This window comes from Rhodanobacter sp. K2T2 (assembly GCF_013408815.1).
Classification (GTDB): Bacteria; Pseudomonadota; Gammaproteobacteria; order Xanthomonadales; family Rhodanobacteraceae; genus Rhodanobacter.
On record NZ_JACCCA010000006.1, the window covers coordinates 136,751 to 161,957 of the forward strand.

A 25,207-nucleotide genomic window follows, 5' to 3' on the forward strand; every position below is an offset into this window, starting at 1 on the left:
CGTTTCTGGAATACGGTTTTTACGGAACGCGGCGTTTGTTGAAGATGCGTTTTTAAGGAACCTGGTTGGGGAATTCGCGGATCCGCTCAGTGGATCTATTTACTAGGCAACACCGGAGTCGCATTGATGGACGACCTGGAAAGCCGCGCCACGCAGGCGCTGGCAGAAATCGACAAGTCCGACACGCTGGAGTCGCTTGATGCGTTGCGCGTTAGCCTGCTCGGCAAGAGCGGCATTGTCACTGCCGCATTGAAAGCACTGGGCGCTCTGGCGCCCGACGCACGCAAGGCGCGTGGCGCCGAAGTGAACACAGTCAAGGATCGTCTCGCTGAGGCATTGGCCGCACGTAAGCAGGCGCTGGAACAGGCCGAGCTCGATCGCCGCCTGGCGTCGGAGAAGCTTGACATCAGCCTGCCGGGTCGCGACGGCGAGCGCGGTGGCATTCATCCGATCACGCGCGCGCTGGAGCGCATCGCGTCGATCTTTTCGCGGTTGGGCTACCAGCGCGCCGACGGTCCGGAGATCGAGGACGACTGGCACAATTTCGAGGCGCTGAATTTTCCGCCGCATCATCCCGCGCGCGCCATGCACGACACCTTTTACTTCGGTGACGGCCGGCTGCTGCGCACGCATACCTCGCCGGTGCAGATCCGGTCCATGAAGGATAAACAGCCACCGATCCGCATCATTGCGCCGGGCAAGGTCTATCGCAGCGACTCGGATCAGACCCACTCGCCGATGTTTCATCAGATCGAAGGTCTGCTGATCGACGAAACCTCCAGCTTCGCCGATCTGAAAGGTACCCTGGCCGAATTCATTCGCGCGTTTTTCGAGCGCGACTTCGAGATGCGTTTTCGTCCGAGCTACTTCCCGTTTACCGAGCCGTCGGCCGAAGTCGACATCCGTTGGGACGCCCAAGACGGCAGCACGCGCTGGCTCGAAGTGCTGGGCTGCGGCATGGTGCATCCGAACGTGCTGAAAAACTGCGGCATCGATCCGGAGCGCTATACCGGCTTCGCTTTCGGTCTGGGCGTGGAGCGCTTCGCCATGCTGCGCTACGGCGTTTCCGATCTGCGCGCGTTCTTCGAGAACGATCTGCGCTTTCTCAAGCAGTTTGCTTAAGACGCAAGGGACGAGCGCAGAGGGGCGAGTAGCGAGAGCGTGGTTCATGCTGTTGCCAAAAGGCTGGAAGTGCCGCCCTCGCTACTCGTCCCTCGTCCCGCTTTTCGAACACAGTGAGCATCTATGAAATTCTCCGAAAACTGGCTGCGTGAACTCGTCGAGATAAAGGCCGATCGCGCCGAGTTGGCGCACGCGCTGACCATGGCCGGGCTCGAGGTGGAGGAGCTGACCACGCTTGGCGAACATCTCGATGGCGTGGTGGTGGCGGAAATTATTTCGGCCGAAAAGCATCCCGAAGCGGATCGGCTGCAGGTATGCAAGGTCGACGCGGGCTTGGCCGAACCGCTGCAGATTGTCTGCGGCGCGCCCAACGCACGCGTCGGCATCAAGGTGCCGCTGGCCAAGGTCGGGGCCAATCTTCCCAACGGTATCGCGATCAAGGCGGCCAAGCTGCGTGGCGTGGAATCGTTCGGCATGCTTTGTTCGGCCAAGGAACTGGCAATTGATACCGATGCCTCCGGCTTGCTCGAGCTTCCGCTTGACGCGCCGGTGGGCCAGCCACTGGCGGCTTATCTCGGCCTGCCTGACGCCAGCTTCGAACTGAAGCTCACCCCGAATCGTCCCGACTGCCTCGGCCTGGTTGGCCTGGCGCACGATGTGGCCGCCTTGTTTGGCAGCCGAGTGAAAGTCGCCGAGCAGGTGCCCGCCGCGGTAACGACCGACACGCATCGGGGCATTCGTCTCGACGCCGGCAAGGACGCGCCGCGCTACCTGGGCCGTATCGTCGAAGGCATCGACCCGACGGCGCGCAGTCCGCTCTGGTTGGCCGAGCGCTTGCGCCGTTCCGGTCTGCGCTCCATCAGCGCAGTGGTCGACATCACCGCGTACGTGATGCTGGAACTGGGTCAGCCGATGCACGCCTTCGACAACGACAAGCTGCACGGCGATATCGTGGTACGTCACGCGCACGCGGGCGAAACGCTGAAGCTGCTCGACGGCAGTGAAGCCAAGCTCGATGACACGTTTGTGCTGATCGCCGACGAGAAAAACGCGCTCGCGGTGGCCGGCGTGATGGGCGGCTTCGATTCGCGGGTTACCGATGCCACGCACAACGTCTTTCTCGAGTCGGCGCACTTTGTCCCCGCCGCCATCATGGGCCGCGCGCGCAAGCTGGGTTTGCATACCGATGCGTCGCATCGCTTCGAGCGCGGCGTCGATCCCGAGCTGCCGCGGCGTGCGCTGGAGCGCGCCACCGAGCTGCTGCTGTCGATCGCTGGCGGCAAGGCCGGTCCAGTCCTGGTGGCCGAGAATCTCGCCGATCTACCGGCACCGGTGCCGGTCACGCTGCGCCGCGCACGTCTCCAGCGTGTGCTCGGCGTCGAAGTGGCCGACGCCGAGGTCGCGCGCATCTTCACCGCGCTGGGCATGCAGGTGGAATCGAGCGGGGAAGGTTGGCGCATCACCGCGCCCAGCAGCCGTTTCGATATCGAGCGCGAGGAAGATCTGATCGAAGAGGTCGCGCGCATCTTCGGCTACGACAATATCCCCACGCATACGCCAGCCGGTGCGCTGGTGCTGGCGATCGAGCCGGAGGCGCGCATCAACGAACTGGCCCTGCGCGAGCAGTTGGCCGCGCGCGGCTACTACGAGGCGGTGAACCTTTCCTTTGTCGCGGCGGACCTGCTGACGCGCTGGGGTTTCACCGAGCGCCTCGTGCCGCTGGCCAATCCGCTCTCGGCGGATCTGGCGATCATGCGGCCCTCGCTGTTGCCGGGCTTGATCGAAGCGCTGCGGCACAATCGTGCACGCCAGCAGGATCGCGTTCGTCTGTTCGAAGTGGCCAGCGTGTTTGCGGCGGGCAATCCACCGGTCGAAACGCCGAGCGTGGCCATCGTCGCGTGCGGCAGCGCGCGCGAAGAGCAGTGGGGTGAGCCATCGCGCATGCTCGACTTCCATGACATCAAGGGCGATCTCGATGCGCTGATCGCCTGGGGCGGCGAGCCGTCGCGCTGGTCGGTGCATGCAGATAGCTTGCCGCCCTGGCTGCATCCGGGCCGCGCTGCGCGGGTCGCGCGCGACGGGCAGACAGTGGGTTATCTCGGAGCATTGCACCCCCAGTTGGCCAAGGTGCTCGATCTGGGCGCCGACGTTCACGTGCTGGAACTGGCCTTGGAGCCGGTGCTCGCCCGACGCCTGCCGAGTGCCCAGCCGGTATCGCGATTTCCTACGGTGCGTCGGGATATCGCCATGGACCTGCCGGAGGAGATCAGCTGGTCGCAAATCGAGCAAACTGTGCGTGCAACCCTCGTTACACGGCTGAAGCAGCTGCTGCTGTTCGACCGTTACAGCGGTAAAGGCGTCGAAGCGGGCCGAAAAAGCCTCGCTATGGGCTTGATTTTACAGGACGCTTCACGCACCCTTACTGACGACGACGCGGACCGTTGCGTACGGGAAGCAATTGCTGCGTTGGAGCAAACATGCAAGGCAAAGTTACGAGGATGACATGGCGCTGACCAAGGCGGAAATGGCCGAGCGGCTATTCCTCGAAGTGGGCCTCAACAAGCGTGAGGCGAAAGAATTCGTGGATGCGTACTTCGAAGAAGTGCGTGGGGCATTGGAAAACGGGGAGCAGGTCAAACTGTCCGGTTTCGGCAATTTCGATCTGCGGTTGAAAAACCAGCGGCCTGGACGTAATCCTAAAACCGGTGAGGAGATTCCCATCTCTGCCCGGCGCGTGGTGACGTTCCGTCCAGGGCAAAAACTCAAGGTAAGAGTGGAAGGGTATGCTGGATCAAGGGAATAACACCGAACTACCTGCCATACCGGCCAAGCGCTACTTCACCATCGGTGAGGTCGGCGAATTGTGCGGTGTGAAGCCTCATGTGCTGCGCTACTGGGAGCAGGAATTTCCTGCGCTCAATCCGGTCAAGCGCCGCGGCAACCGTCGTTACTATCAGCGTCACGATGTGCTGATGATCCGGCAAATCCGGTCGCTGTTGTACGACGAGGGTTTCACCATCACCGGCGCGCGCGCGCGTCTGGAAGGCCCGCAGGCGCGTATGGAGGCCAGCATCTCGCATCAGATCGTGCGTCAGGTGCGCATGGAATTGGAAGAAGTGCTGACGCTGCTGCGTCGCTGAGCCAGCGCGCGCTGCGTTTTTGCTTCCGGGATGTACCTGTGTGCTGTTAGAATGGCCGACTTGAATGCAGTCGGGGCGTAGCGCAGCCTGGTAGCGCATCTGCCTGGGGGGCAGAGGGTCGTGGGTTCGAATCCCGCCGCCCCGACCAATTCAGTGAAATAAGAAAAGCGCCCTTCCGGGCGCTTTTTTGTTGGTCCGAAAAGGCGCAGGGAGCCGGTCAACGTCCGTCATTTGGAAGGCCTCCGGGCGTGCCGTAGGACGTAAGGTCGTCCACACGCTTCTTTATCGGCGCCATCACGCCGTCAAGGCTACGTTGCATAGAACGAGGCGCAACGTTTGTAGTGTGCCTCCGCTTAAAGGAGTAACTGATGCACAAGATTCCTACGGGTACCTGGGTCGTGGTCGCCGATGGCACTCACGCCCGCTTATTTCACAATATCGGTAAAGGCGATGCGCTGCGGCTGAAGCAGGAAGACATCGTGAAGTTTGAAGTGGTCGATGAACAAGGGCAGGGTCCATCGGGACATCGTCCGCCGGAGGAGAGTCCCGAGCAGAACGACGAGGCAACCTTTGCCAAGCAGCTTGTGCATCGCCTGAACGCCGCGGCGTTGAAGCAGGAATTCGAGCACCTTTTCCTGATCGCCGATCCCAAGACGCTGGGCGAAATCCGGCCGCAGTTGCACATGGAAACAACTAAGCGCATCACGGGCGAGCTGGCCAAGACACTGACCAATTCCACCCTCGAAGACATCGAGAAAATCCTGCAGGCCCACGATTGATCGAGATGCGATCAGTCGATGATTTCGGGTCAAAACGATGGCGATGCACTCTATCGATATAGACCCAGCCAATGTGGCAAGCAATAAAAAAGCGCATAAGGGCGCTTTTTTATTGCACTTGCGAGCAAACAGGACAGTCGATGAAGAGGTGATGGATATTCAAGCGATCGAGCCAGGCTGACGCCAATGGCTGATGCTTTAGAGTTTCCAATGCGTCGTTGACGACTGCCGGATAGCGAATATCTACCGCGTCAATAAAGAACCCGACTGCGCAAAGTCCCCGGTATCGCCGCCAGCTGGCTTTTCAGGGCGGTGGCCTGGGCCTCGTCGGCAGTCACGTCGATCACGACGTAGCCGACTTCGCTGTCGGTCTGCAGGAACTGGGCGTCCACATTCATGTTGCCGTTGGAGAACAGCTCGTTGATGCGCGCGAGCATGCCCGGCACGTTGCGGTGGATATGCAGCAGGCGGTAGCTGTTGGGGTGCTCAGGCAGAGTGACTTCGGGGAAATTCACCGCCGACAGCGTCGAGCCGTTGTCGCTGTAGCGGATCAGCTTGCTGGCCACTTCGATGCCGATATTGTCCTGCGCTTCCAGCGTGCTGCCGCCGATATGCGGAGTGAGGATGACGTTGTCCATGCCGACCAACGGCGAGACGAAGGCGTCGTCGTTGCCCTTGGGCTCGACTGGGAATACGTCGACCGCCGCACCGGCCAGATGACCGGCACGCAGTGCTTCGGCCAGGGCGTCGATATCCACCACGGTGCCGCGCGAGGCGTTGATCAGCATCGCGCCCTCGTGCATTTTCGCCAGCTGCTCGGCGCCGATCATCATCTGCGTGGCCGGCGTTTCCGGCACGTGCAGGGTCACTACGTCGGCGCGTTCCAGCAGCTCGTCCAGGCTGTGTACGGCGCGCGCGTTGCCCAGCGAGAGCTTCGCTTCGATGTCGTAGAAGATCACCCGCATGCCCAGCCCTTCGGCCAGCACGCCGACCTGGGTGCCGATGTGGCCGTAGCCGACGATGCCCAGCACCTTGTCGCGCGTTTCGAAGCTGCCGGCGGCCGACTTGGTCCAGCCGCCTCGATGGCACAGCGCGTTCTTCTGCGGGATGCCACGCAGCAGCATGATCGCCTCGGCGATCACCAGTTCGGCCACGCTGCGCGTGTTGGAGTAGGGCGCATTGAACACCGGAATACCGAGCTTGCGCGCCGCGCCCAGATCCACCTGGTTGGTGCCGATGCAGAAGCAGCCCACCGCGATCAGTCGCTTGGCGTGCGCCAGCACGTCGTCGGTGAGCTGGGTGCGCGAACGGATACCCACGATATGCGCATCGGCGATGCGCTGCTTGAGCTCGGCATCGGGCAGCGATTTGCTGTGCAGCTCGACCTGGCTGTAGCCGGCTCGGTGGAAAACCTCGACACCGCTGGCGCTGACGCCTTCGAGCAGCAGCACCTTGATGTCTTGGCGGGGGTACGAGGTTTCCATGACGACCTTCTGTAGAAATGAAGGTCTTTACTATGCCAGAGCGCGGCACTCCGTGTGGCGATGCAACACTGGACGCGGTGGCGGGCGGCTGGCAGGCTTCCCTGGTCACCCGGAGCCCCGCATGTCGACCCATCCTCTCGCCGAACTGCGTCAACGATTGCCCGAATTGCGCTTGCTCACCGAGCCGGGTGATCTGGAGCACTACGGTCGCGACTGGACCCGCCGCTGGACGCCCGCGCCCTTGGCGATCGCGTTGCCGGCGAGCATCGACGAGGTGCAGGCCATCGTGCGATGGGCAAACGATGTGAGCGTTGCGCTGGTGCCATCCGGCGGGCGCACGGGCCTGTCCGGCGGCGCGGTGGCGGCCAACGGCGAACTGGTGTTGAGCCTGGAGCGGATGAATCGCGTGCTCGACTTCAACGCCGTCGATCGCACGCTGACCGTGCAGCCAGGCATTACGCTGCAGGCGGTGCACGATGCATCGGCCGAACACGGCCTGCTGTATCCGGTCGATTTCGCGGCGCGCGGTTCGTGTTCGATCGGCGGGAACATCGCCACCAACGCCGGCGGCATTCGGGTGATCCGCTACGGCAACACGCGCGAATGGATCGCCTCGCTGAAGGTGGTCGCTGGCAACGGCGAGCTGATCGAGTTCAACCGTGGCCTGATCAAGAACTCCAGCGGCTACGATTTTCGCCAGCTGATGATCGGCTCGGAGGGCACGCTGGGCATCGTGGTCGAGGCCACGCTGAAGCTCACCGATCGGCCGCTGCCGTCGCAGGTCATGCTGCTGGCGCTGCCTGACATGGATGCGCTGATGCAGGTGTTTGCGCTGTTCCGCGCGCAGCTGTCGCTGCAGGCGTTCGAGTTTTTTACCGATCGTGCATTGCATCACGTGCTGGCGCACGGGGCGCAGCGCGCGATCGAAGGCGAGCACCCGTATTACGTGGTTACCGAGTTCGACGCGGTCGACGAAAAGACGCAGGAGCTCGCGCTGGCGACCTTCGAGCAGGCGGTGGAAAAAGGCTGGGTCAGCGACGGCGTGCTGGCGCAGAGCGACGCGCAGGCCGCGGCGTTGTGGCGATTGCGCGAAGGCATTACCGAAAGCTTGGCGCCGCATCGGCCCTACAAGAACGACGTGTCGGTAAAGGTCAGCACCGTGCCGGCGTTTCTGCACGAGATGCAGGCCCTGCTGGCGCACGAGTATCCGCATATCGATGTGGTCTGGTTCGGTCACATCGGCGACGGCAATCTGCATATCAACGTGCTGCGGCCGGACGATCTGGACGAGGACGCGTTTATCGCGCAGTGCGAGCACGTCACCAAGCTGCTGGCCGCCACGCTGAAGAACCACGGCGGCAGCATCTCGGCCGAGCACGGCATCGGCCTGGTCAAGCGCGCGTATCTGGAAAGCACGCGCGACGCGGCTGAGATTCTGCTGATGAAGGGGGTGCGCAAGGTGTTCGATCCGCGCGGCATACTCAACCCCGGCAAGCTGTTTACCGACGGGTGAAATCGGCTCGACAGCGCTTGCGTGTTAGCCTTGGACGCTGAGTTTGCACGCCTCCTGGAGCCATCATGCCGTCGACCCTGCGTTCGCTTTATCCCGAGATCGAGCCCTTCAACAGTGGCACGCTGGCAGTCTCGCCGGTGCACACGCTGTACTACGAAGAGAACGGCAATCCGAACGGCAAGCCGGTGGTGTTTCTTCATGGCGGTCCGGGCGGCGGCACCAATCCGAAGTGCAGACGCTTCTTCGACCCGGCGATCTATCGCATCGTGCTGTTCGATCAGCGCGGCTGCGGCAAATCCACGCCGCACGCGGAGCTCACCGACAACACCACCTGGGATCTGGTCGCCGACATCGAGCGCATACGCACGCACCTGTCGATCGATCGCTGGCAGGTGTTCGGCGGCTCATGGGGTTCGACCCTGGCGCTGGCCTATGCACAAACGCACCCGGACAAGGTGACCGAGCTCGTGCTGCGCGGCATTTTTCTGCTGCGTCGATCCGAGCTGGAGTGGTTTTATCAGCAAGGCTGCAATTCGCTGTATGCCGACGCCTGGGAAACCTATCGCGACGCGATTCCCGAAGTGGAACGCGCCGACATGATGAGCGCGTATTACCGCCGCCTCACCAGTCCGGATGCGGCAACCCGCGTGGCTGCCGCGCGCGCCTGGTCGGTATGGGAAGGTGCGACCAGTTTTCTGTGGCAGGACCGCACGCACATCGCGTCCAGCGGGGAGGACGAGTTTGCGCTGGCGTTCGCCCGCATCGAGTGCCATTACTTCGTCAACGGCGGCTTCCTCGAGAATGACGATCAGCTGCTGCGCAACGTCGAGCGCATTCGCCATATTCCCGCCGTTATCGTGCAGGGTCGCTACGACGTGGTCTGCCCGATGCGCAGCGCATGGGATCTGCATCGCGCCTGGCCCGAAGCGGATCTGAAGATCGTGCAGGATGCGGGTCATTCGGCGTTCGAGCCGGGCATCATGCATGAGTTGCTGGAGGCGACGGATCGCTTTGGTCGCTAAGGTTTTGTTGTGTTTTGCCTTCCTTCATCGGCGTTTCGAATAAAAAACAGAGCTTTCGTCCTCCTGCGGAAGGCGAGTAACTTTTCTCTGATGGCTAGAGAAAAGTCACCACTGCGCCGCAGGAGCGGCGCGAGCAGCGAAGCTGGCCAGAAGGGCGAAGGGCAGGATGCCCGGAGTAAAAGAGAGGCCACCCCACTTGGCGCTTGCCGGGCTTCGCTCGGCAAGTCCGTGAATTGAAGCCGGGCTTTTCGACAGCACGTCCGTGTGCTGGCGAAAAGGAATCGGCATCGTGCCGATTCCCCTAGCGGGCCTATCGTCTCCAATTCACCGCCACATTGGGGGGTGAACAGCGGCGCGCTTCCGGCGTAACCGCAAGAGACGCCCCTACCGTTTACCCTGAGAGCAGGTCCGTTGTGCCGAAGTCGAAGCGCACCTCTCGAAATCGATAAACGCGTAATGCGTGATGGACGTCTATTCGATGTCAGGCCAATTTCAATCGTTCGACGGCAGTTGTTTCGTTCCGAAAATCTTGTCGCCGGCGTCGCCCAGGCCCGGCAAGATATAGCCGTTTTCGTTGAGGTGATCGTCGATGGCGGCGGTGTAGATCTCGATGTCGGGGTGTGCGGCTTCGATGTTTCTTAGGCCTTCGGGGGCGGCGACCAGGAAGATGCCTTTGATCCGTTTGCAGCCGGCCGCCTTGAGCATGTCGACGGTGGCGATCAGGGTGCCGGCGGTAGCTAGCATCGGGTCGACGATCAGGGCGATGCGTTCATCCATGCGGCCGCTGAGCTTTTCATAATAGGTGACCGGTTGCAGGGTGTGTTCGTCCCGCTGCAATCCGACCACGCTAACCTTGGCCGACGGAATCATGTCGAGTACGCCGGGCAGCATGCCCAGTCCCGCGCGCAGGATCGGCACGATGGTGATCTTCTTGCCCTTGATGCGCTGCACTGGCACGGGATCGCCCGCCCAGCCGGCGATGGATTCCTCGACGGTTTCCAGGTCGGCGGTAGCTTCATAAGTGAGCAAGGCGGCGACTTCACCGGCCAGTTCGCGAAACTCCTTAGTGCTGATCCCGGCGCGGCGCATAAGGCCGAGCTTGTGTCGGATCAGCGGATGACGGACTTCAACAATCTTCATGCGCGATGCTCTTCGTTGGCGAGGCACGGGTCCGAATGTTGCCCTGTGCCGATAACGCCTGAGCTTAACGAAGCAACCCCGCATGCGCATCTCGATAATCGAGAGCCGCACGCGGGGTTGCGGGTCGATACGCCGTTTATGGAGTGGCCGGAGCGTTCTTCAGACACGAACTCATGAAAGTCTTGCGGTCGGCTCCCTTGAGCGCCTTGGTCTTGGCATCCGCATTGCAGCTGGTCATTTTCTGCTGCTGGGTCATCTTCGTCGGCGCGGCCATGGCGGTCGTCTGCCCTTTCAGGCAACTGCTCATGAAGGCTTTGCGGTCGTCGCCCTTCTTGCCGGTCGCCTGCTTGTTGCAGTCGCTCATGCGCTGCTGCTGCGGCGTCGGTGTCTTGGCTGCAGGACCGGTCATGCTGGATTGCGGGGACGCAAAAACGGCTCCAGCGAAAGCAAACGCCGCGCTTATCGCCAATGTACGAAGAAGTGTCGTCGACATCGTGAAGTCCTCCCTAGGTGACCGGCGAGCGCCGGCCGCGCCAGTTTATGCTTCTGGTCGGCAGACCGGCAGTGAGGGAAGTCCTCTTTTTTCTGTCGTATCCACTGAACTGCACTGGTCGCAGATGACACAGAGCAGCGGCGATGTGTCGCTGAAACAGCATCGCCGCACCGCGATAACGTCAGGCGGCTTCGGCTCTGGCCTTGCACGGGCCTTCGAGCAACGCCTTGCGCAGGTTTGCCACGATCAAATCCACTTCCGCGCTGGTCACGTTGAAGTGCGGGGTGAAGCGCAGCGAATTGACGCCGCCGTGGATCACGCCGACGCCGCGCTCGCGCATGTATTCCTCGGTGGAGCCGGCGCCGTAGCATTTGTAGTCGCTCGACAGCTCGCACGAAAACAGCAGGCCGGTGCCCTGTACCTTGGTGATCATGCCGCCCAGCTCGCTCTTGAGCGCGTTTAGCTTGTCGAGAAACTCGTGACCACGGTCGCGGATGTTGTTGCGCAGTTCATCGGTCAGCAGATCCAGCGCGGCGCAGGCCACGTCGAGCGCGCGGGGGTTGGCCGTCATCGTGTTGCCGTAGATGCCCTTACGGTACAGCGCGGCGGTGCGTTCGGTCACGGCGAGTACCGACATCGGGTACTGGCCGCCGTTGAGCGCCTTGGAATAGGTTTCCATATCCGGCGCTTCGAAGTCCTGGAAGCCGGGATAGTCGATGATCGACAGCACGCCGTGCGCGCGCAGGCCGGCCTGGATCGAGTCGACCAGCAGCAAGGTGCCGTGGGCTTTCGTGAGCGCGCGGGCGGCGGCGTAGAACTGCGGCGTCACGGCGCGGCCCGGGTCGCCTTCGCCCATCACCGGTTCGAGGAACATTGCTTCGATATGCCAGCCGTTCTGTTCGGCGTCGGCAAAGGTCTGCTTCAACTGCTCGACGTTGTACGGCTCCACGATCAACAGCTGGTCGTTGTGAAACTTGAAGCTGCCCAGGTGCTGCAGATAGGTCTTGCGGGTGGAGTCCGAATAAAGTGCGGGCAGCTCGGTGCGACCGTGGAACGCGCCGCGCACGGCAATGCGCTTGATTTTGCGGCCGGCGTGCGGGCCGCCTTCGTCGGTCATCAGCTTGGTATTGACGTCGGCCAGACGGCCGGCAAGGCTGACGCTTTCGGAGCCCGAGTTCAGGCACATGATGTGCGTATACGGGCTGCCGCCGCGGGTGTGGCCCAGCTCGCGCTGCAGGGCTTTGCTGAGGCGCATCTGCGCCACGCTCGGCGTCATGACGTTCGCCATGACCTGCGGCTTGGCCATCACCGCGGTAATATCGTGGTGGTTGTGGCCGAAGCCGAGCATGCCGTAGCCGCCGTTGTCGTGCAGCACCGCGCCTTTCAGCGTCACCACCCACGGGCCGCTGGCCGCCGCGGGCAGGTAGGGATTGATCGCGTCGTCGGGGTAGAAATTGATAAAGCCGGCCTGCGCCTGCGCCAACTGCTCGACCTCGTCCAGCTTCAGAAAATCGGCCATGTCGGCACGCAGTTCGCGGTGACGCGCCACCGCATCGGCAATCGCTTCGACCAGTTTGGGATCGATCGCGGCCATCCGCTCGATGCTGGCGTCATCCAGGCCGGCGGTACGCGGCTTGCCGCCGAATTCGCGCAGTTCACGCAGCTGTTCAATCATTCGCATGACGCTTCTCCTCACCCCGTCGGCGCCTCGCTCCGAACGCAAAGCAGGCCGCCAGGTTTTTCAATGCTCGATACGGACGCTGGGTTGGGTGTGCTGCACCGAAACGGTTGCGCATTCCCCGCCCCTTTTGCGGGCTCTAAGCCCTCTGATGCACCGCCGCACAAGGGCTGGCGGGCTCAAGCAGGCCTTGAGCATAGCGCGAGCAGGGGGTGGTCCGGTACCCCCTGTATGACTCCTGTCACCCGCGATCGCTGACGCTGGCGACTGCCTATGGCGCGTCGACAAGCCCAGCATCGGCAGTACAGGAGGAACACCCATGCCCGACATCACTGCCCCGATCGCCCGCCTCGATGGCGTCATCAAAACCTATGCACGACTCACCGCGCTGGACGGCGCCGATCTGCAGATTCGCCGTGGCGAGCTGCTGGCGCTGCTCGGCCCCAACGGTGCCGGCAAGACCACGGCGATAGCGCTGCTGCTGGGCCTGATTCGTGCCGATAGTGGCAAGGTCGAACTGTTCGGCCAGGATCCGCAGCACATCGATGCGCGCCGCCGCATCGGCGTGATGCTGCAGAACGCCGCGCTGCCGCCGACCCTGCGCGTGGGCGAACTCTTGCGGTTGACTGCCAGCTATTACCCGTCGCCGCGACCGCTGGCCGAAACCGCCGCGCTGGCCGGCATCGGCGAGCTGCTGCCGAGGCCTTACGCCAAGCTCTCCGGCGGCCAGCAGCGCAGCGTGCAGTTTGCGTTGGCCTTGTGTGGACGTCCCGAGCTGCTGTTTCTGGACGAGCCGACGGTCGGCATGGATATCGAGATACGTCAGAAGCTGTGGACGGCCATCCGCCAACTGATCGCCGAAGGCTGTTCGGTGCTGCTTACTACGCATTACCTGGAGGAAGCCGAAGCGTTGGCCGACCGCGTCTGCGTGATGGCGCATGGCCGCATGATTCACGAAGGTACGGTCGAAGCGCTGCGTTCGCGCGTGTCGCTCAAACGCATTCGCTGCGTCAGCGCGCTCGATACCGAGTTAGTGCGCGGCTGGCAGCACGTTACCGACGTGCGCCGCGACAACGAGCGTCTGCACGTCACCACGGCCGAAGCCGAAACCGTAGTGCGCCGATTGCTCGATGCCGACGCGCACCTGAGCGAGCTGGAGGTGCAGCGTGCCGGTCTGGCTGAAGCGTTTACCGAACTCACCCGCGATGCGGATCAGTCGTCCGCCGATCCGTCCTCCACTACCTACCAGCGCGAGGCTGCCTGATATGGAAACCGTTCTGTCGATCAATGATTCCACAGCTGCGAGCGCAATGCCGTGGCAGCGCGTGTTCGGCGCCTATGTGGCGGAGGCACGCAGCGAATGCCTGCGCTATCTGCGTGCGCCGGGATTCATTCTGCCGATGCTGCTGTTTTCGACCGTGTTCTATCTGATGTTCGGCGTGCTGCTGAATCACGGTGAAGCCTCACGCTATCTTCTGGCGAGCTATAGCGCGTTCGGCATCATCGGACCCGGACTGTTCGGTTTCGGCGTGTCGCTGGCGATCGAACGCGACGGCGGTCTGCTCACATTGAAGCGGGCACTGCCGATGCCGCCGGGTGCGTATCTGCTGGGCAAGATGGCGATGGCGATGATCGCGGCCACCATCGTTACCGTATTGCTGGTTTTGATCGGCGTGTTTCTGGCGCACGTGAGTCTCAGTGTGACGCAGATAGCCAAGCTGATGCTGACCGGTGCGTTCGGCGTGCTGCCGTTCTGCGCGCTGGGCATGTTGGTCGGGACGCTGATCAAGGGGCAGGGTGCGCCGGGTTTGCTCAACCTGGTCTACCTGCCGATGGCCTTTCTCTCCGGCCTGTGGCTGCCGCTGTCGATGCTGCCGCATGCTCTACAAACGATCGCGCCGATCTGGCCGAGCTACCACCTCAACCAGCTCACCCTCGCTGCCGTGGGCCTGAACAACGGTGCGCTGCTGCCGCACGTGCTGGCGCTGGCGGGATACACCATTGTCTTTCTGCTGCTGGCCGTACGTCAGCTGCGACGTTACGGTTGAAGTAGCATGTCAGATAACGACGCACCAATGGAGGCGCGGGGAATGTCCGAGTGGCTGCGTGAATGGTTCAGGCCGGCGCCCGATTCGCTGGTGGCGGGCAGCGTGCGCAAGGGCAAGTCGCCTTGGGTGGATTCCGTTCACTTGCTTTGGTCGGCGTGGATTTTCATCACGCCGGTCTTCGATCACTTCACTTGGCTTTGGGCTGCTCTTACGCTTCTCAGCTACCCCGTCTTTCTTTTGCTGTACGCGAAGTCTCATCTGGTATCACGTCGGGAAGCCCCCGCCTATGCGGTGTCGCTGCTCGCCATGTGCATGCTGTTGTTGCCATGGTATCCAAGCGGTCTGGTTTACTTCGTTTACAGCTGCGTGATGATGATCAGCTGCCGCATGAGTATGCGGCGTTATCTAGTGGTGCTCGCGGGTCTCAATGCGGTGATCCTGCTTGAAGCGTGGTTTCTTCATTATCCGTGGCAAGCGATTGTGTGGATGCCGCTGACCACTTTCATCATCGGCATGATTATCAGCGTTGAACGCACCAACGAAGCGAAGGACGCCGAACTGCAGCTCTCTCACGAGGAGGTTCGCCGCCTCGCCGGCCTGGCTGAGCGCGAGCGCATCGGCCGAGATCTGCACGATCTGCTGGGTCATACGCTGTCGCTGATCACTTTGAAACTGGAGCTCTCGCGCAAGCTGTTCGATCGCGATAGCGAAGCGGCGCGGCGCGAGATGGAAGAGGCCGAAAAAGTGGCGCGCCACGCGCTGGCCGAGGTGCGCAGCGCGGTCAGCGGCATTCGCGCCACGGATCTGGCCGCCGAACTGGCATCGGCGCGGCTGCTGCTGGAATCCTCGCGCGTGCATTTCGACTACGGCGAGCTGCCGACCGATCTGCCGGCGGATATCGAGCGCGGCTTTTCGCTGATCGTGCGCGAGGCCGCCACCAATATCGCGCGCCATGCCGAAGCCAGTGCCGCGAAAATCGAGATCGTCCGCGAGCACGCCAGTGTGCGCATGTTGATCAGCGACAACGGCCGCGGCGGCATCGGCAGCGATGGCAATGGTCTGTGCGGTATGCGCGAGCGCGTTCGCGCGTTGGGCGCCACGCTCACCATCGAGTCGCCCCGCGGCCACGGCACCAAGCTTCGCATCGTGGCTCCCGTGCCGATTCTTCGATTGGTCGAAACGTCGCGCGCCCCGTCGGATCTTTCGCTGGGGCCAACCTTGAACGCCAACGCATCCGGAAATCCCGCCGCATGAATCCATCGCTGCCTGCTTTGCTTTTATCACTCAACGAGGCGGTCGCATGATCCGCGTGCTGCTGGCCGAAGATCAGGCAATGGTGCGCGGGGCGCTGTTTGCGCTGCTTAACCTCGAATCCGATATCGACGTGCTGGGTTCTGCCGCCGACGGCGAAATCGCTTGGCGAGAACTGCAGCGGCTAAAGCCCGACGTGCTGGTGACCGACATCGAAATGCCCGGCCTTACCGGGCTAGAGCTGGCGCAGCGCATCCAGCGGCACGCGCTGCCAATCAAGGTGATCATCGTCACCACCTTCGCGCGTCCGGGTTTTCTGCGTCGCGCGCTGGATGCCGGCGTGGGCGGGTATCTGCTGAAAGATGCGCCAGCGGAAAATCTGGCCGAAGCGCTGCGCAGCGTGCATCGCGGCGGCCGCGCCATCGATCCCCAGCTGGCGCTGGAAGCCTGGTCCGAGGCCGACCCGCTCAACGACCGCGAGCGCCAGGTGCTGCGCCTCGCCGGCGAGGGTCAGTCGGCCAGCGATATCGCCACCCAGTTGAACCTGTCGCACGGGACCGTGCGCAACTACCTCTCCGAAGCCATCGGCAAACTCGGCGTGGCCAATCGCATCGAGGCGTATCGCATGGCGCGGCAGAAAGGCTGGCTGTAAACAACAACCATCTGCGACTCACGCAGGCCAATGATGGAACGATTCACTGATTATGTTGTGCGTGGGCCTTGAAGCTGCCGCTCACAGAAATTTTTCGACCTATCAACCCGTCGACTGCCCATGAGTTAGTGCCACGCCAAATTAGATGTTTCCGTGCTGTGCCGACGATAGAGGTTCAGCCCAGCCAGCTTCTGTCAGTAGCGGGCCAAGACCCTTCATCCTATTTCTCACTGTATGCGCAGAGGCAAGAGAAGTGAAGGTATTGTCCCTTTGCAGTACACCTGCGAAGGGGGAAGATTCGAACTGTAGCCAACAGAGACCGTTGCTCCTTTTTTGCATAGTGAGCGCAGGCGATCGTTCAAGGCGATTGGATTCTCCCACGGCGTGACACCTAGAATCGTAGTGACGACACCATTAGCCTTAAGTGACTTGCAACGGGGAAGATGTTGGTCCAGCTGAAAACCCATCGGCGTAGTCCAGAAGCTCACATCACCCTGACAATCCTGCCCCATCAGGTTCATCAATATCTTTGAGGCGAGCCGCCAGCGAAGTTGTGGAGTACCCGCCACAGGCGTTACGGCATAGCCCTCTGCAATGAGCACTTTGCGCATAGAAGGAACAAAGTTGTCACTGGTCCCCAACGCTTGATGGAGATTGTCGAGCAGTTGAGAATTCGTATTCGGACTGATCAAATCATCAAGCGCATATGGAATGTCGCGGTGGGAAACCATGGCGGTTCGCCATATCTGAAAAAACGCGTTGGCTACGTCCGCGGTCTCACGTCCCGAAACGGATGAAAGAGCAAACATATAAACCATGCCGCAACTGTAAGGTACGCGACCAGGACTGGCTGTATTGAGAGTCGCGTCTAGCGCACTGGAATCAGGCAGATCCAATTCACATGCATTGAGAGCATCGGTCACGCTGGAAAGAAGTCCACCACTATTCTTCATACGGCTGTCGAGCAAAATCGCCTTGGCGAGTTCCGCTCCGCCCTCAACAGCCAAAAGGGTGTTTTTATTCTCTCTAGGCGTAGGAATGCTGTTCCAGATATGAAAAAGTTCATGGTCGAGGAAATTTTCAATTTCCGCTACACGATCTGCCGACGATACTTCCCATCCTGATCCGTAAAGACCAAGGGTTATTGAATCAGGGAGGCGATCACCCCAATGATAGGGTTGCATCGATCCGGCAGAGTTCCAAAAAGCAAAAACCGTGGGAACGGTGACGTTGCCGAGTTTTTCGCGATAGTAATCGAGCGCAGAATGCGAAATCTCATCTATTTTTGCCTTTGCCCACTTTGGCAAGCTGCGATCATAGACGTATAAAACACCATCATGGATATTGGTAAGCGGCTTACCGAACGCCAAGTAACCGGCGAACGCTGCCGATAGGCCCAGTGAACGCACATGGCTTTTCCCGCCGCCATAGATAAAATCATCTGGACCTGCAGCGGTGAAGCCGATGCAGTCGGTGGAAGTCTTGCGATCGCCCCCCAAGAAATAGGGCGCATAGAGGGCAATGGTCCCGTCTGAAAAACGAATCAAAGGCGGATAGACGCGATCACGACGGATGCTCGCAGCGGGAATTTTCGATTGCAGCGTCACAGTTGTCGTATTGGGAGCGCTCAATGTCAGCTGACCCGATGTTAGGCGGGCACGTTCGCCATCGACAGTCCAAGAAAATGTCGTGTCCCCCTCCTGAAGAGTTGGGAGCGTTAGGCCATTGCTGCCCTTTGGAAAGTGCAATATCCAATGGATCTGCTGGGTCTTTGTATCGACAACGACATCTGTCATGCACGATTTAGCGTGTAGCGTGATAGGTAGAAATAGAGTCACGACGCACCATAAAGCAAAGTGCTTCATGCGACGGCTCCAACAGATATCGGCCGTTCTCGTTCAATGACCTTTGTCAATTGGTCGAGCGGGTAACCTCCTTGGATAAGCGTGCATGCGACGTGTTCATAGAACTTCATGAGAGCCCCACAGTAAACACTTTTTCCTGCAAAACCATCTGCTTCACTAAAGCGGTTTTCGATGTCGCCACCGCGACAAATTCCTGACCATCGGCAGTCGACGCATTCCGCAGGCAATGTCGACCGCGCACCTCTAATGTCATTAAATACCCTCTGCGAAAGCCACTCTTTAAGCGAGGTCAACTCGACGTCCCCCCTCTTTGAGTAGCGGGACGGTTTGGAGTCCAGGGTTACTTTAACTGCTCAGCGTAGGCGGCGGGTGTCAGCCCGCCCAGCGCCTTCTTGGGTCGCTCCTCGTTGTATTCCCGGCGCCAGGTTTCGATCTCGGTGCGTGCATATAACAGGCTCGGAAACCAGTGTTCCTTAAGGCACTCGTCGCGCAAGCGGCCGTTGAACGATTCGATGTAAGCGTTCTGATTCGGCTTACCCGGTTCAATCAGGCGTAGCTGCACGTCACGCTCGTGCGCCCAGGTGACCATCGCCTTGCCACAGAACTCTTTGCCGTTGTGCCCCAAGGGCAGGCTTCGCGCTTGCTGCGAATCACCTTGGGCAAGCCACGGCTGAGCGCGAGGCGATCCATCACCCGCGTCACGCCGAGGCCTGAGATCGCGCGTTCGACCTCGATAACGACGGCCTCGTGCGTCGCGTCGTCCACGACCGTCAGGCATTTGATGACGCGGCCCTGCGCCGTGCGATCGAACACGAAATCCATGGACCATACTTCGTTGGGTGCCATGGGGCGGAACAAGGGCTGACGCTCCCCCGCGGGTACCTTCTTGCGCTTGCGCCGACGTACCTGCAGCTTTGCATCCCGGTACAGCCGCTCCACACGCTTGTGGTTCACGAGCATCCCTTCTTGCCTAAGCTTGAGGTAGATCATGCCGACGCCATAGCGCTTGTGCCGCTGCGCCAGCGCCGAGATATGCTGCCGAAGCGCCACGTTGCGCTCGGCCCGCGGCGCGTAACGCAGGGCACTGGCACTCATGCGCAGCACCGTCAACGCACGGCGCTCGCTGAGTCCCTGGTTTGTCATCTGCCGCACCAGCAGTCGTCGTGCCGGTGCGGGCACCACTTTTTTCGCAGTGCCTCGCGGGTGATCTCATTCTCAAGCATCGACTCGGCCAGGAGTTTCTTCAGCCGGGCGTTTTCCGCTTCCAGCTCCTTCAGTCGCTTGGCCTCAGACACCGCCATACCCCCCGAACTTGCTGCGCCACAGGTAGTACGAGGCTTCGCTGAAGCAGTGTTGACGGCATAGATCTTTCACGGCCATGCCGGCTTCGGCCTCACGTAGGAAGCCAATAATCTGTTCATCGGAAAAGCGCTTTTTCACGTCCAATCTCCGTCAGTGGGGGGATTGGACTCCAAACCGCTGTGCTACTCAAAACTGGAGGGACGTCGACAGGTGCACTGCCCGAAAATGAGGAGGGTCAGAATCGACGCCGCCATGGCCAATGAAATCGTGGTCGATAGCCAGCGAGACAACGGCGCGGCGATAACGATGCCGCCCAGCCAATCGCCACGGCGCGCATCCACGACTTCCTGTCGAAACAATCCCTGCAAAATACACGCTCCCCCGAGCTGATTGACGCACTCTTTCTTCTATTGGAAAGATAAAAAACGATGCCTGTCAATCTGCAATAAATTACGATTAACCATGCAAAAAGTTGCGAAAATGCCGAGGCCATGCGCAGACTTAAAGTCAGGGGATGCTGGATAAATTTTTGGCATTCCCCTACACGACGACTAGTTTGACGCTGACAAACACGCTCGCCTCAATGCAAGAAATTGTGCAGCTCGTCATGAAGGAAAATGGTTTTTCGTGCGAACTCATACAGGTTTCGGAAACGAACGTTCGCGTCTGCAGCTTAGGCGTACAAGTCGATCGACGCCGTGATGGCGGCACAGACCGATCTGGTCGAGGTGGTTCACACCTTGCGTCAGGTGCTCTGCGTGAAGGGATGAGGCGCGGGTGCTCGCCGGGTTTGCAGCAAGCGGCGCCGCTCCTCGTGAGCGGCGTTTTTTTGGGCATGAAAATCCGCTGCGCGGACTCTCATGCCAGTGGATGAGTGACTAGCCAAGGATGGCTAGAATGGGCTTCACATCGCACGGCGGTGCAGGGGCGTGGGGTTGATGATCGTTATCCGGTTTCGCCTCGCAGCGTTTTTTCGCACGGCGCTCTTGGTCGCCTCGATGGGGCTGGTGGCTTGCAGCCACCCGTCCAGCGCGCTGACCAACGACGCCTACATCTGGCAGCGCGTATGGACGCCGGCCGTGGCGCAGGCGATGCATGACAGTGCCGCCGATATCCGCCAGTGGCGCGTACTGGCGGCGCAGACCGATCGCGCCGGGCGGCTGCAGGTGTTTCATCCGGATATTTCCGCGCTGTCGAGCAGCGGCAAGCCGGTCGTTATGGTCGTGCGTATAGACGGCCAATTGGTACAGCGGAACGAGGCGTTGCTGCTGGCCGATACCATGGCGCTCTGGAACGGTTGGCAGGGGCGCGGTATCCGCCTCGCTGGGCTGGAGATCGACCACGACTGCGGCACGGCGAGGCTGCCGGCCTATGCGCACTACCTCGCTGCACTGCGGTCGTCGCTGCCAGGCCTGACGCTGTCGATCACCGCATTGCCGGCGTGGCTGCATTCGCCTGACCTCGCGACCGTGCTGGCGCAAGTGGATGAGTCCGTGCTGCAGGTGCATGCCGTGCGCAATCCGCGCGCGGGGCTGTTCGACGGTGCGCTCGCGATGCGTTGGGTGGACGACTACGCGCAACGCGGCGACAAACCGTTTCGCGTAGCGTTGCCGACGTATGGCTCCCGCGTGAGCTGGGATACCCAGGGCCATTTGGTCAGCGTGCAGAGCGAAGCCGGCGTGCTGGATGCCGGCGACGATAGCCGGGAGCTGCTCGCCACACCGCAGGAGGTAGCCGCGTTTCTCGCGCGGCTGCAGCACGATCCGCCGGCTCACCTGGCGGGTATCGTCTGGTTCCGGCTGCCCATCGCTAGTGACGACCGTGCATGGAGCCTGTCGACGTGGCTGGCTGTCATGCAGCAGCAGCCCTTGCATGGCGAGGTGACGGCCAACGCGCGGCCCGGCAGTACGGCGGGTACGCTCGACCTAGCTCTGAAAAATCCTGGCGAGCTGGACCAGCCGCTGCCGGGGGCGGTGGTGCTGCCCAAGAGTTGCACGCTGACCGACGGCATCAACGGCTATGCACTGAGCGCTGGCCGCGACACACTACGCATCGAACGCCTGCAGCCTGGGTTGCTGCGGGCGCACAGCCAAAGAGTCATAGGGTGGGCGCGCTGCGCCACAGAGGGAGTACAGCTGCATGTGGAGCCGTAACGGGATTTGGGTGGTGTGCGCTGTCGCCGCGATTACCGCGGGTGCGGTGTGGGCGTGCGGCCCGGATTTCCCTACTCAGCTGCTTGATCATCGCGATGCCACGTTGAAGGCCACGCCGCAAAACAGCTTTGCCTGGGAGGCCGCGCATCTGCTGCCCGCCACCGACAAGCTGCAGGCGCACGAATCGGAAGTGTCGCCCTACGACGCGCCCAAGCCCGCCGACGACGCTGCCTCGCAAGGTCTGACGCCGGCGCAGTGGCAGCGCGTGCTGGCGCTGCGGCAGTCGGCGGACGGCAGCAAGGCGTATGAGGACGGCAAGGATCTGCCCGAGGATCTGCGCCTGTATGTGGCCGGTGCGGTAGATTACGCCGCCGCCAATCAAGCGTGTGCCGCGGCGTCGAAACCCGCCGAGTCCACCACGGCGGCGACCGCCGCGTGCGACAAACCCGATCAGGCAAAAATGGATCTGGCCATCGCCAGCTTCGAAAAAGTGCTGGCGCTGCCGCCGGACCAGGCGACGCTGCGCTCGGTGTGGGCGGCTTATTCACTGGGCCGTATCCATGCGCAGCGCGCCAATGCCGCGGTCAACGACGCGGCGGCGTTCAAGCGCGAGCGCGATGCCGCCGCCAAGGCGTTTCAGCTGGCGCGCACTCGCGCCGTTGCTGGCGCCGCGGATGCGCAAGGCCTGGCCGTCTCCAGCTTCGGCGAGGAGGCGCGGCTGTATCTGTATAACGGCAAACAGCAGTGCAGCTGGGCGAATCTCTACGTCGACGATAACGACTGCGGCACCGGCATCGCCGCGGCCGATCTCAAGCACGCGATCGCGCTTTACGCGGCGCAGGCCGGGCACGGTTCGGACAGCGCCGTGCAGTCGCTGGCCACCCTCGCCAATAACGTGCTGCGCGACGATGACCGCGCTGCCGCGCTCGTGGACGGCCCGCTTTCGCAGCGCCTGCTGGTGGCCTATGCGCTCGCCCGCGTAGGCGACGGCGCGGATAGCGACCCGACAACGAGCACCTCGGCCAAGCCCAATCCGGTATTGCCGGCGTTGGTGCAGGCCATCGAAAAGCAGGGTCTCGATCATGTCGCCGGCGCCGACCGTCTGGCTGCGCTGGCCTATGGCAGTGGGCGCTATGACCTGGCGGCAACGCTGGCGGCCAAGGCGCCGGGCCCGTTGGCCAGCTGGGTCGACGCCAAGCTCGCCTTGCACAAGGGCGATCTTGCCGCCGCCGCGGCCGCCTATGCGGAAGCTGCCAAAGCCTTTCCTGCATCGGACGATCCCAAGGCGGCGATTGAGCCGAGCAACGTGCTGCTGTTGGGTGGGGAGCAGGGCGTGCTGGCGCTGGCGCGCGGTGAATACGTTGAGGCTATGGATCATCTCTATGCCGCGGCCAGTCGCGCCGGCGGCGACGGTAATACGTATACCGACGAGGATGGCGGCATCGGCTACGGCAACGACACGTTTTATGTCGCCGAGCGCGTGCTCACCATCGACGAACTGAAGGCTTTTGTCGACGCGCATGCTGCCGCGACGCCCGTGCCCGCCCCGAGCAAGGACAAGGATCACCAATACGGCTCGGGCACGTTGGCCGACAACCTGCGCTGGCTGCTGGCGCGCAGGCTGATGCGGGCGAACCGTTACGACGAGGCGCAGGCCTATTTTCCGGCCAGCGGCGACCCGCGTTTCGGCACCGTCGATTTGCGCGCCAAGGCGAGCGAGTATGCCAGCGACCTTCATCATGCCGACAGCGCTTGGACCGATATCGGCAAGGCGCAGGCGCGCTATGCCGCCGCCGTGATCGCCCGCGAAAACGGCATGGAGCTGCTCGGCTTCGAGCAGGGCCCCGATTACGCGGACAACGGCGGTGGCCTTCAGGGTGGCAGCGGACACTCGGCCGCCGACCTGAAACAGGCCTTTGTCACCGACGGCGAACGCCAGCGCTTTGCCGACAGCGCGGCCAAGCTCAACTGGCGTTTTCATTATCGCTATATCGCCGCCGACGAGGCGGTTGCCGCGGCCGACCTGCTGCCGCCTCGCTCGCAAGCTTTCGCGGCCGTGCTGTGCAAAGCGGCCAGCTGGATGCGTGAAGGTCCGCCCGATTACGACGACCACTATCAGGGATATAGCGACACCAAGCCGACCGGACCGTCGGAAGCGCAGCGTCGCGTGGAAACCTATTACCAGCGTTACATCAAGCAGGGCGCCTACGTGAAGTGGAACGACAATTTCGGCGCCGACTGCGAAGCGCCGAATTTCGACCGCGCGCGGCAGCTGTTGCGGCATCAGCGCATCGTCCAGGCCAGGCACTTCATTCGGCATTGGCTGCCGGTCGAAATTGTCGCCTCCGTGTTAGTGCTGGCCGGCTTGGTTGGCTGGTGGTTGCGCCGTCGCCGCCGGCGCGCGACGGCCTGAGCGCGCGGGCAAAAGACGAACGGCTTCGGCTGCGCGATAATAGCGCGCTGCAAACGCTTCGTCCCCGACGTGGCGTCGCCTTTTTGCCAGCGGCAGCGGCCCCGAGAATGTCCATACCGTGAAGAAGTCCGATTTCGATTTTGAGTTACCGCCCGAGCTGATCGCGCAAGCGCCGCTGGCCGAACGCTCGGCCAGCCGCTTGCTGCTGCTCGATGCGCAGAACGGCACACGCGAGGATCGCCTGTTTCGCGAGCTGCCCGACTTTTTACAGCCGGGCGATCTGCTGGTGTTCAACGACACCCGCGTGCTCCCGGCGCGTCTATACGGGCGCAAAGGCACGGGCGGCGCGGTGGAGATTTTGATCGAGCGCGTCACCGGCGCGCACGAGGCCACGGTGCAGCTAGGCGTCAGCAAAAAGCCGAAAGAGGGCGCACGGATCGAGCTGGCCGACGGCAGTTTCGCCACCGTGCTGGGGCGGGACGATGCGTTCTTTAGGCTGCGCTTCGAATCGCCCGAGCCGCTGGAAAAGCTGCTGCTGAAGCTGGGCGAGATGCCGCTGCCGCCATACATCGAGCGGCATGCCGACGCCAGCGACATGGAGCGCTATCAGACGGTGTACGCGCGCGAGCCCGGTGCAGTGGCGGCGCCCACCGCCGGCCTGCATTTCGACGAGGCCATGCTGGCGACGCTGCGCGACAAGGGCGTCGACTTCGGCTACGTGACCCTGCACGTGGGCGCCGGCACGTTTCAGCCGATGCGCGCTGACGACGTGCGCGATCATGTGATGCACCGCGAGTGGCTCAACGTCGGCGCGGCGCTGGTGGAAAAGATCCGCCGCACGCGCGCCGCGGGCGGTCGCGTCGTGGCCGTGGGCACCACGGTGGTGCGCGCGCTGGAGAGTGCGACCCGCGATGGCGAACTGCAGCCATTTGCGGGCGAAACCCAGATCTTCATCTTCCCCGGCTACCGCATCACCAGCGTCGATGCGCTGGTGACCAATTTCCATCTGCCGCAGTCGACCCTGCTGATGCTGGTATCGGCGCTGGCCGGGCGCGAGTTCATGCTGGAGTCCTACCGCCATGCGGTGGCGCAGCGTTATCGCTTTTTCTCCTACGGAGACGCGATGCTGATTCTGCCGAAGGGCAGGTAAGT

20 protein-coding genes, 1 tRNA gene and 2 pseudogenes are annotated in these 25,207 nt (G+C 62.1%); 16 read left to right on the plus strand and 7 right to left on the minus strand.

Going from position 1 to position 25,207, the window contains the following annotated elements:
- Positions 1-126: 126 nt before the first annotated feature.
- The 6 genes from pheS to HDE78_RS11330 all read left to right on the plus strand — a co-directional run bounded on the left by pheS (position 127) and on the right by HDE78_RS11330 (position 5,041).
- Entirely contained in the window at positions 127-1,122 is a 996-nt protein-coding gene (gene pheS, locus HDE78_RS11305; RefSeq protein ID WP_179479407.1) for a phenylalanine--tRNA ligase subunit alpha, read from the plus strand.
- Positions 1,123-1,245: 123 nt separating this feature from the next.
- Positions 1,246-3,624, plus strand: coding sequence for a phenylalanine--tRNA ligase subunit beta (gene pheT, locus HDE78_RS11310; protein ID WP_179479409.1), 2,379 nt, complete (start codon positions 1,246-1,248; stop codon positions 3,622-3,624).
- A 1-nt stretch (position 3,625) separates the two neighbouring features.
- Complete coding sequence (ihfA, locus tag HDE78_RS11315) at positions 3,626-3,925, plus strand: integration host factor subunit alpha (RefSeq protein ID WP_179479411.1); 300 nt, start codon at positions 3,626-3,628, stop codon at positions 3,923-3,925.
- A complete protein-coding gene (locus HDE78_RS11320; RefSeq protein ID WP_056386704.1) occupies positions 3,906-4,262 on the plus strand; it encodes a MerR family transcriptional regulator in 357 nt (118 codons plus the stop codon). The genes ihfA and HDE78_RS11320 overlap by 20 nt, the downstream gene beginning before the upstream one ends.
- A gap of 71 nt (positions 4,263-4,333) precedes the next feature.
- Positions 4,334-4,410: transfer RNA gene (locus HDE78_RS11325), tRNA-Pro, on the plus strand.
- 217 nt (positions 4,411-4,627) lie between these two features.
- Positions 4,628-5,041: a host attachment family protein gene (locus HDE78_RS11330; RefSeq protein ID WP_179479756.1), complete on the plus strand. Its 414-nt coding sequence runs from the start codon at positions 4,628-4,630 to the stop codon at positions 5,039-5,041.
- A gap of 251 nt (positions 5,042-5,292) precedes the next feature.
- On the opposite strand, the gene serA is transcribed toward HDE78_RS11330, so the two are convergent.
- Complete coding sequence (gene serA / locus HDE78_RS11335) at positions 5,293-6,525, minus strand: phosphoglycerate dehydrogenase (protein WP_179479413.1); 1,233 nt, start codon at positions 6,523-6,525, stop codon at positions 5,293-5,295.
- Between the two features lie 121 nt (positions 6,526-6,646).
- Here serA and HDE78_RS11340 point away from each other — a divergent pair, with 121 nt between their 5' ends.
- Together HDE78_RS11340 and pip are read left to right on the plus strand one after the other, a co-directional pair.
- Positions 6,647-8,038, plus strand: a complete 1,392-nt coding sequence (locus HDE78_RS11340; RefSeq protein WP_179479415.1) for an FAD-binding oxidoreductase — start codon at positions 6,647-6,649, stop codon at positions 8,036-8,038.
- 77 nt (positions 8,039-8,115) lie between these two features.
- Positions 8,116-9,060 carry a prolyl aminopeptidase gene (gene pip / locus HDE78_RS11345; RefSeq protein ID WP_218862306.1) on the plus strand — a complete coding sequence of 315 codons (945 nt, stop codon included), beginning with the start codon at positions 8,116-8,118 and terminating at the stop codon, positions 9,058-9,060.
- A 105-nt stretch (positions 9,061-9,165) separates the two neighbouring features.
- Here the strand turns inward: pip and HDE78_RS11350 are convergent, their stop codons facing one another.
- The 4 genes from HDE78_RS11350 to HDE78_RS11365 form a co-directional block, all read right to left on the minus strand.
- Complete coding sequence (locus tag HDE78_RS11350) at positions 9,166-9,348, minus strand: hypothetical protein (RefSeq protein WP_179479419.1); 183 nt, start codon at positions 9,346-9,348, stop codon at positions 9,166-9,168.
- A gap of 204 nt (positions 9,349-9,552) precedes the next feature.
- Positions 9,553-10,200: a uracil phosphoribosyltransferase gene (gene upp, locus HDE78_RS11355; RefSeq protein WP_179479758.1), complete on the minus strand. Its 648-nt coding sequence runs from the start codon at positions 10,198-10,200 to the stop codon at positions 9,553-9,555.
- 136 nt (positions 10,201-10,336) lie between these two features.
- Entirely contained in the window at positions 10,337-10,609 is a 273-nt protein-coding gene (locus HDE78_RS11360; protein WP_255457759.1) for a PsiF family protein, read from the minus strand.
- A gap of 265 nt (positions 10,610-10,874) precedes the next feature.
- Positions 10,875-12,374, minus strand: coding sequence for an aminotransferase class III-fold pyridoxal phosphate-dependent enzyme (locus tag HDE78_RS11365; protein ID WP_179479423.1), 1,500 nt, complete (start codon positions 12,372-12,374; stop codon positions 10,875-10,877).
- Positions 12,375-12,690: 316 nt separating this feature from the next.
- Between HDE78_RS11365 and HDE78_RS11370 the strand changes: the two genes are divergently transcribed.
- From HDE78_RS11370 to HDE78_RS11385, 4 genes are read left to right on the plus strand one after another with little or no spacing between them, the layout of a single operon-like run.
- Entirely contained in the window at positions 12,691-13,635 is a 945-nt protein-coding gene (locus tag HDE78_RS11370; protein WP_179479425.1) for an ABC transporter ATP-binding protein, read from the plus strand.
- 1 nt (position 13,636) lies between these two features.
- Positions 13,637-14,419 (plus strand): ABC transporter permease, encoded by a 783-nt coding sequence (locus tag HDE78_RS11375; RefSeq protein ID WP_179479426.1) that lies wholly within the window; start codon positions 13,637-13,639, stop codon positions 14,417-14,419.
- A 42-nt stretch (positions 14,420-14,461) separates the two neighbouring features.
- Complete coding sequence (locus HDE78_RS11380) at positions 14,462-15,673, plus strand: sensor histidine kinase (RefSeq protein WP_179479428.1); 1,212 nt, start codon at positions 14,462-14,464, stop codon at positions 15,671-15,673.
- 46 nt (positions 15,674-15,719) lie between these two features.
- Complete coding sequence (locus tag HDE78_RS11385; protein WP_179479430.1) at positions 15,720-16,322, plus strand: response regulator transcription factor; 603 nt, start codon at positions 15,720-15,722, stop codon at positions 16,320-16,322.
- Positions 16,323-16,549: 227 nt separating this feature from the next.
- Here HDE78_RS11385 and HDE78_RS11390 read toward each other — a convergent pair whose 3' ends face one another.
- A complete protein-coding gene (locus tag HDE78_RS11390; protein WP_179479432.1) occupies positions 16,550-18,187 on the minus strand; it encodes a hypothetical protein in 1,638 nt (545 codons plus the stop codon).
- 340 nt (positions 18,188-18,527) lie between these two features.
- Positions 18,528-19,567: pseudogene (locus tag HDE78_RS11395) on the minus strand (IS3 family transposase).
- A gap of 599 nt (positions 19,568-20,166) precedes the next feature.
- Here HDE78_RS11395 and HDE78_RS11400 point away from each other — a divergent pair.
- From HDE78_RS11400 to queA, 4 genes and pseudogenes are all read left to right on the plus strand, one after another.
- Positions 20,167-20,259, plus strand: a pseudogene (locus tag HDE78_RS11400) (RtcB family protein); the annotation flags it as partial.
- Between the two features lie 168 nt (positions 20,260-20,427).
- Entirely contained in the window at positions 20,428-21,642 is a 1,215-nt protein-coding gene (locus HDE78_RS11405) for a DUF3142 domain-containing protein (RefSeq protein WP_255457760.1), read from the plus strand.
- Positions 21,629-24,055, plus strand: coding sequence for a hypothetical protein (locus HDE78_RS11410; protein WP_179479434.1), 2,427 nt, complete (start codon positions 21,629-21,631; stop codon positions 24,053-24,055). Before HDE78_RS11405 ends, HDE78_RS11410 begins: the two co-directional genes overlap by 14 nt.
- A gap of 118 nt (positions 24,056-24,173) precedes the next feature.
- Positions 24,174-25,205: a tRNA preQ1(34) S-adenosylmethionine ribosyltransferase-isomerase QueA gene (gene queA / locus HDE78_RS11415; protein ID WP_179479436.1), complete on the plus strand. Its 1,032-nt coding sequence runs from the start codon at positions 24,174-24,176 to the stop codon at positions 25,203-25,205.
- The last annotated feature ends 2 nt before the right edge of the window (positions 25,206-25,207 follow it).

Excerpts from the sequence above, each read along its gene's own strand:
- HDE78_RS11390 (WP_179479432.1), bottom strand. The coding sequence starts at position 18,187 with ATGAAGCACTTTGCTTTATGGTGCGTCGTGACTCTATTTCTACCTATC.
- pheT (WP_179479409.1), top strand. The coding sequence starts at position 1,246 with ATGAAATTCTCCGAAAACTGGCTGCGTGAACTCGTCGAGATAAAGGCC.
- HDE78_RS11360 (WP_255457759.1), bottom strand. The coding sequence starts at position 10,609 with ATGACCGGTCCTGCAGCCAAGACACCGACGCCGCAGCAGCAGCGCATG.
- HDE78_RS11405 (WP_255457760.1), top strand. The coding sequence starts at position 20,428 with ATGATCGTTATCCGGTTTCGCCTCGCAGCGTTTTTTCGCACGGCGCTC.
- serA (WP_179479413.1), bottom strand. The coding sequence starts at position 6,525 with ATGGAAACCTCGTACCCCCGCCAAGACATCAAGGTGCTGCTGCTCGAA.
- HDE78_RS11350 (WP_179479419.1), bottom strand. The coding sequence starts at position 9,348 with ATGCCGATTCCTTTTCGCCAGCACACGGACGTGCTGTCGAAAAGCCCG.
- upp (WP_179479758.1), bottom strand. The coding sequence starts at position 10,200 with ATGAAGATTGTTGAAGTCCGTCATCCGCTGATCCGACACAAGCTCGGC.
- HDE78_RS11370 (WP_179479425.1), top strand. The coding sequence starts at position 12,691 with ATGCCCGACATCACTGCCCCGATCGCCCGCCTCGATGGCGTCATCAAA.
- HDE78_RS11320 (WP_056386704.1), top strand. The coding sequence starts at position 3,906 with ATGCTGGATCAAGGGAATAACACCGAACTACCTGCCATACCGGCCAAG.
- HDE78_RS11385 (WP_179479430.1), top strand. The coding sequence starts at position 15,720 with ATGATCCGCGTGCTGCTGGCCGAAGATCAGGCAATGGTGCGCGGGGCG.
- HDE78_RS11375 (WP_179479426.1), top strand. The coding sequence starts at position 13,637 with ATGGAAACCGTTCTGTCGATCAATGATTCCACAGCTGCGAGCGCAATG.
- HDE78_RS11365 (WP_179479423.1), bottom strand. The coding sequence starts at position 12,374 with ATGCGAATGATTGAACAGCTGCGTGAACTGCGCGAATTCGGCGGCAAG.
- HDE78_RS11340 (WP_179479415.1), top strand. The coding sequence starts at position 6,647 with ATGTCGACCCATCCTCTCGCCGAACTGCGTCAACGATTGCCCGAATTG.
- HDE78_RS11380 (WP_179479428.1), top strand. The coding sequence starts at position 14,462 with ATGTCCGAGTGGCTGCGTGAATGGTTCAGGCCGGCGCCCGATTCGCTG.
- ihfA (WP_179479411.1), top strand. The coding sequence starts at position 3,626 with ATGGCGCTGACCAAGGCGGAAATGGCCGAGCGGCTATTCCTCGAAGTG.
- pheS (WP_179479407.1), top strand. The coding sequence starts at position 127 with ATGGACGACCTGGAAAGCCGCGCCACGCAGGCGCTGGCAGAAATCGAC.
- HDE78_RS11410 (WP_179479434.1), top strand. The coding sequence starts at position 21,629 with ATGTGGAGCCGTAACGGGATTTGGGTGGTGTGCGCTGTCGCCGCGATT.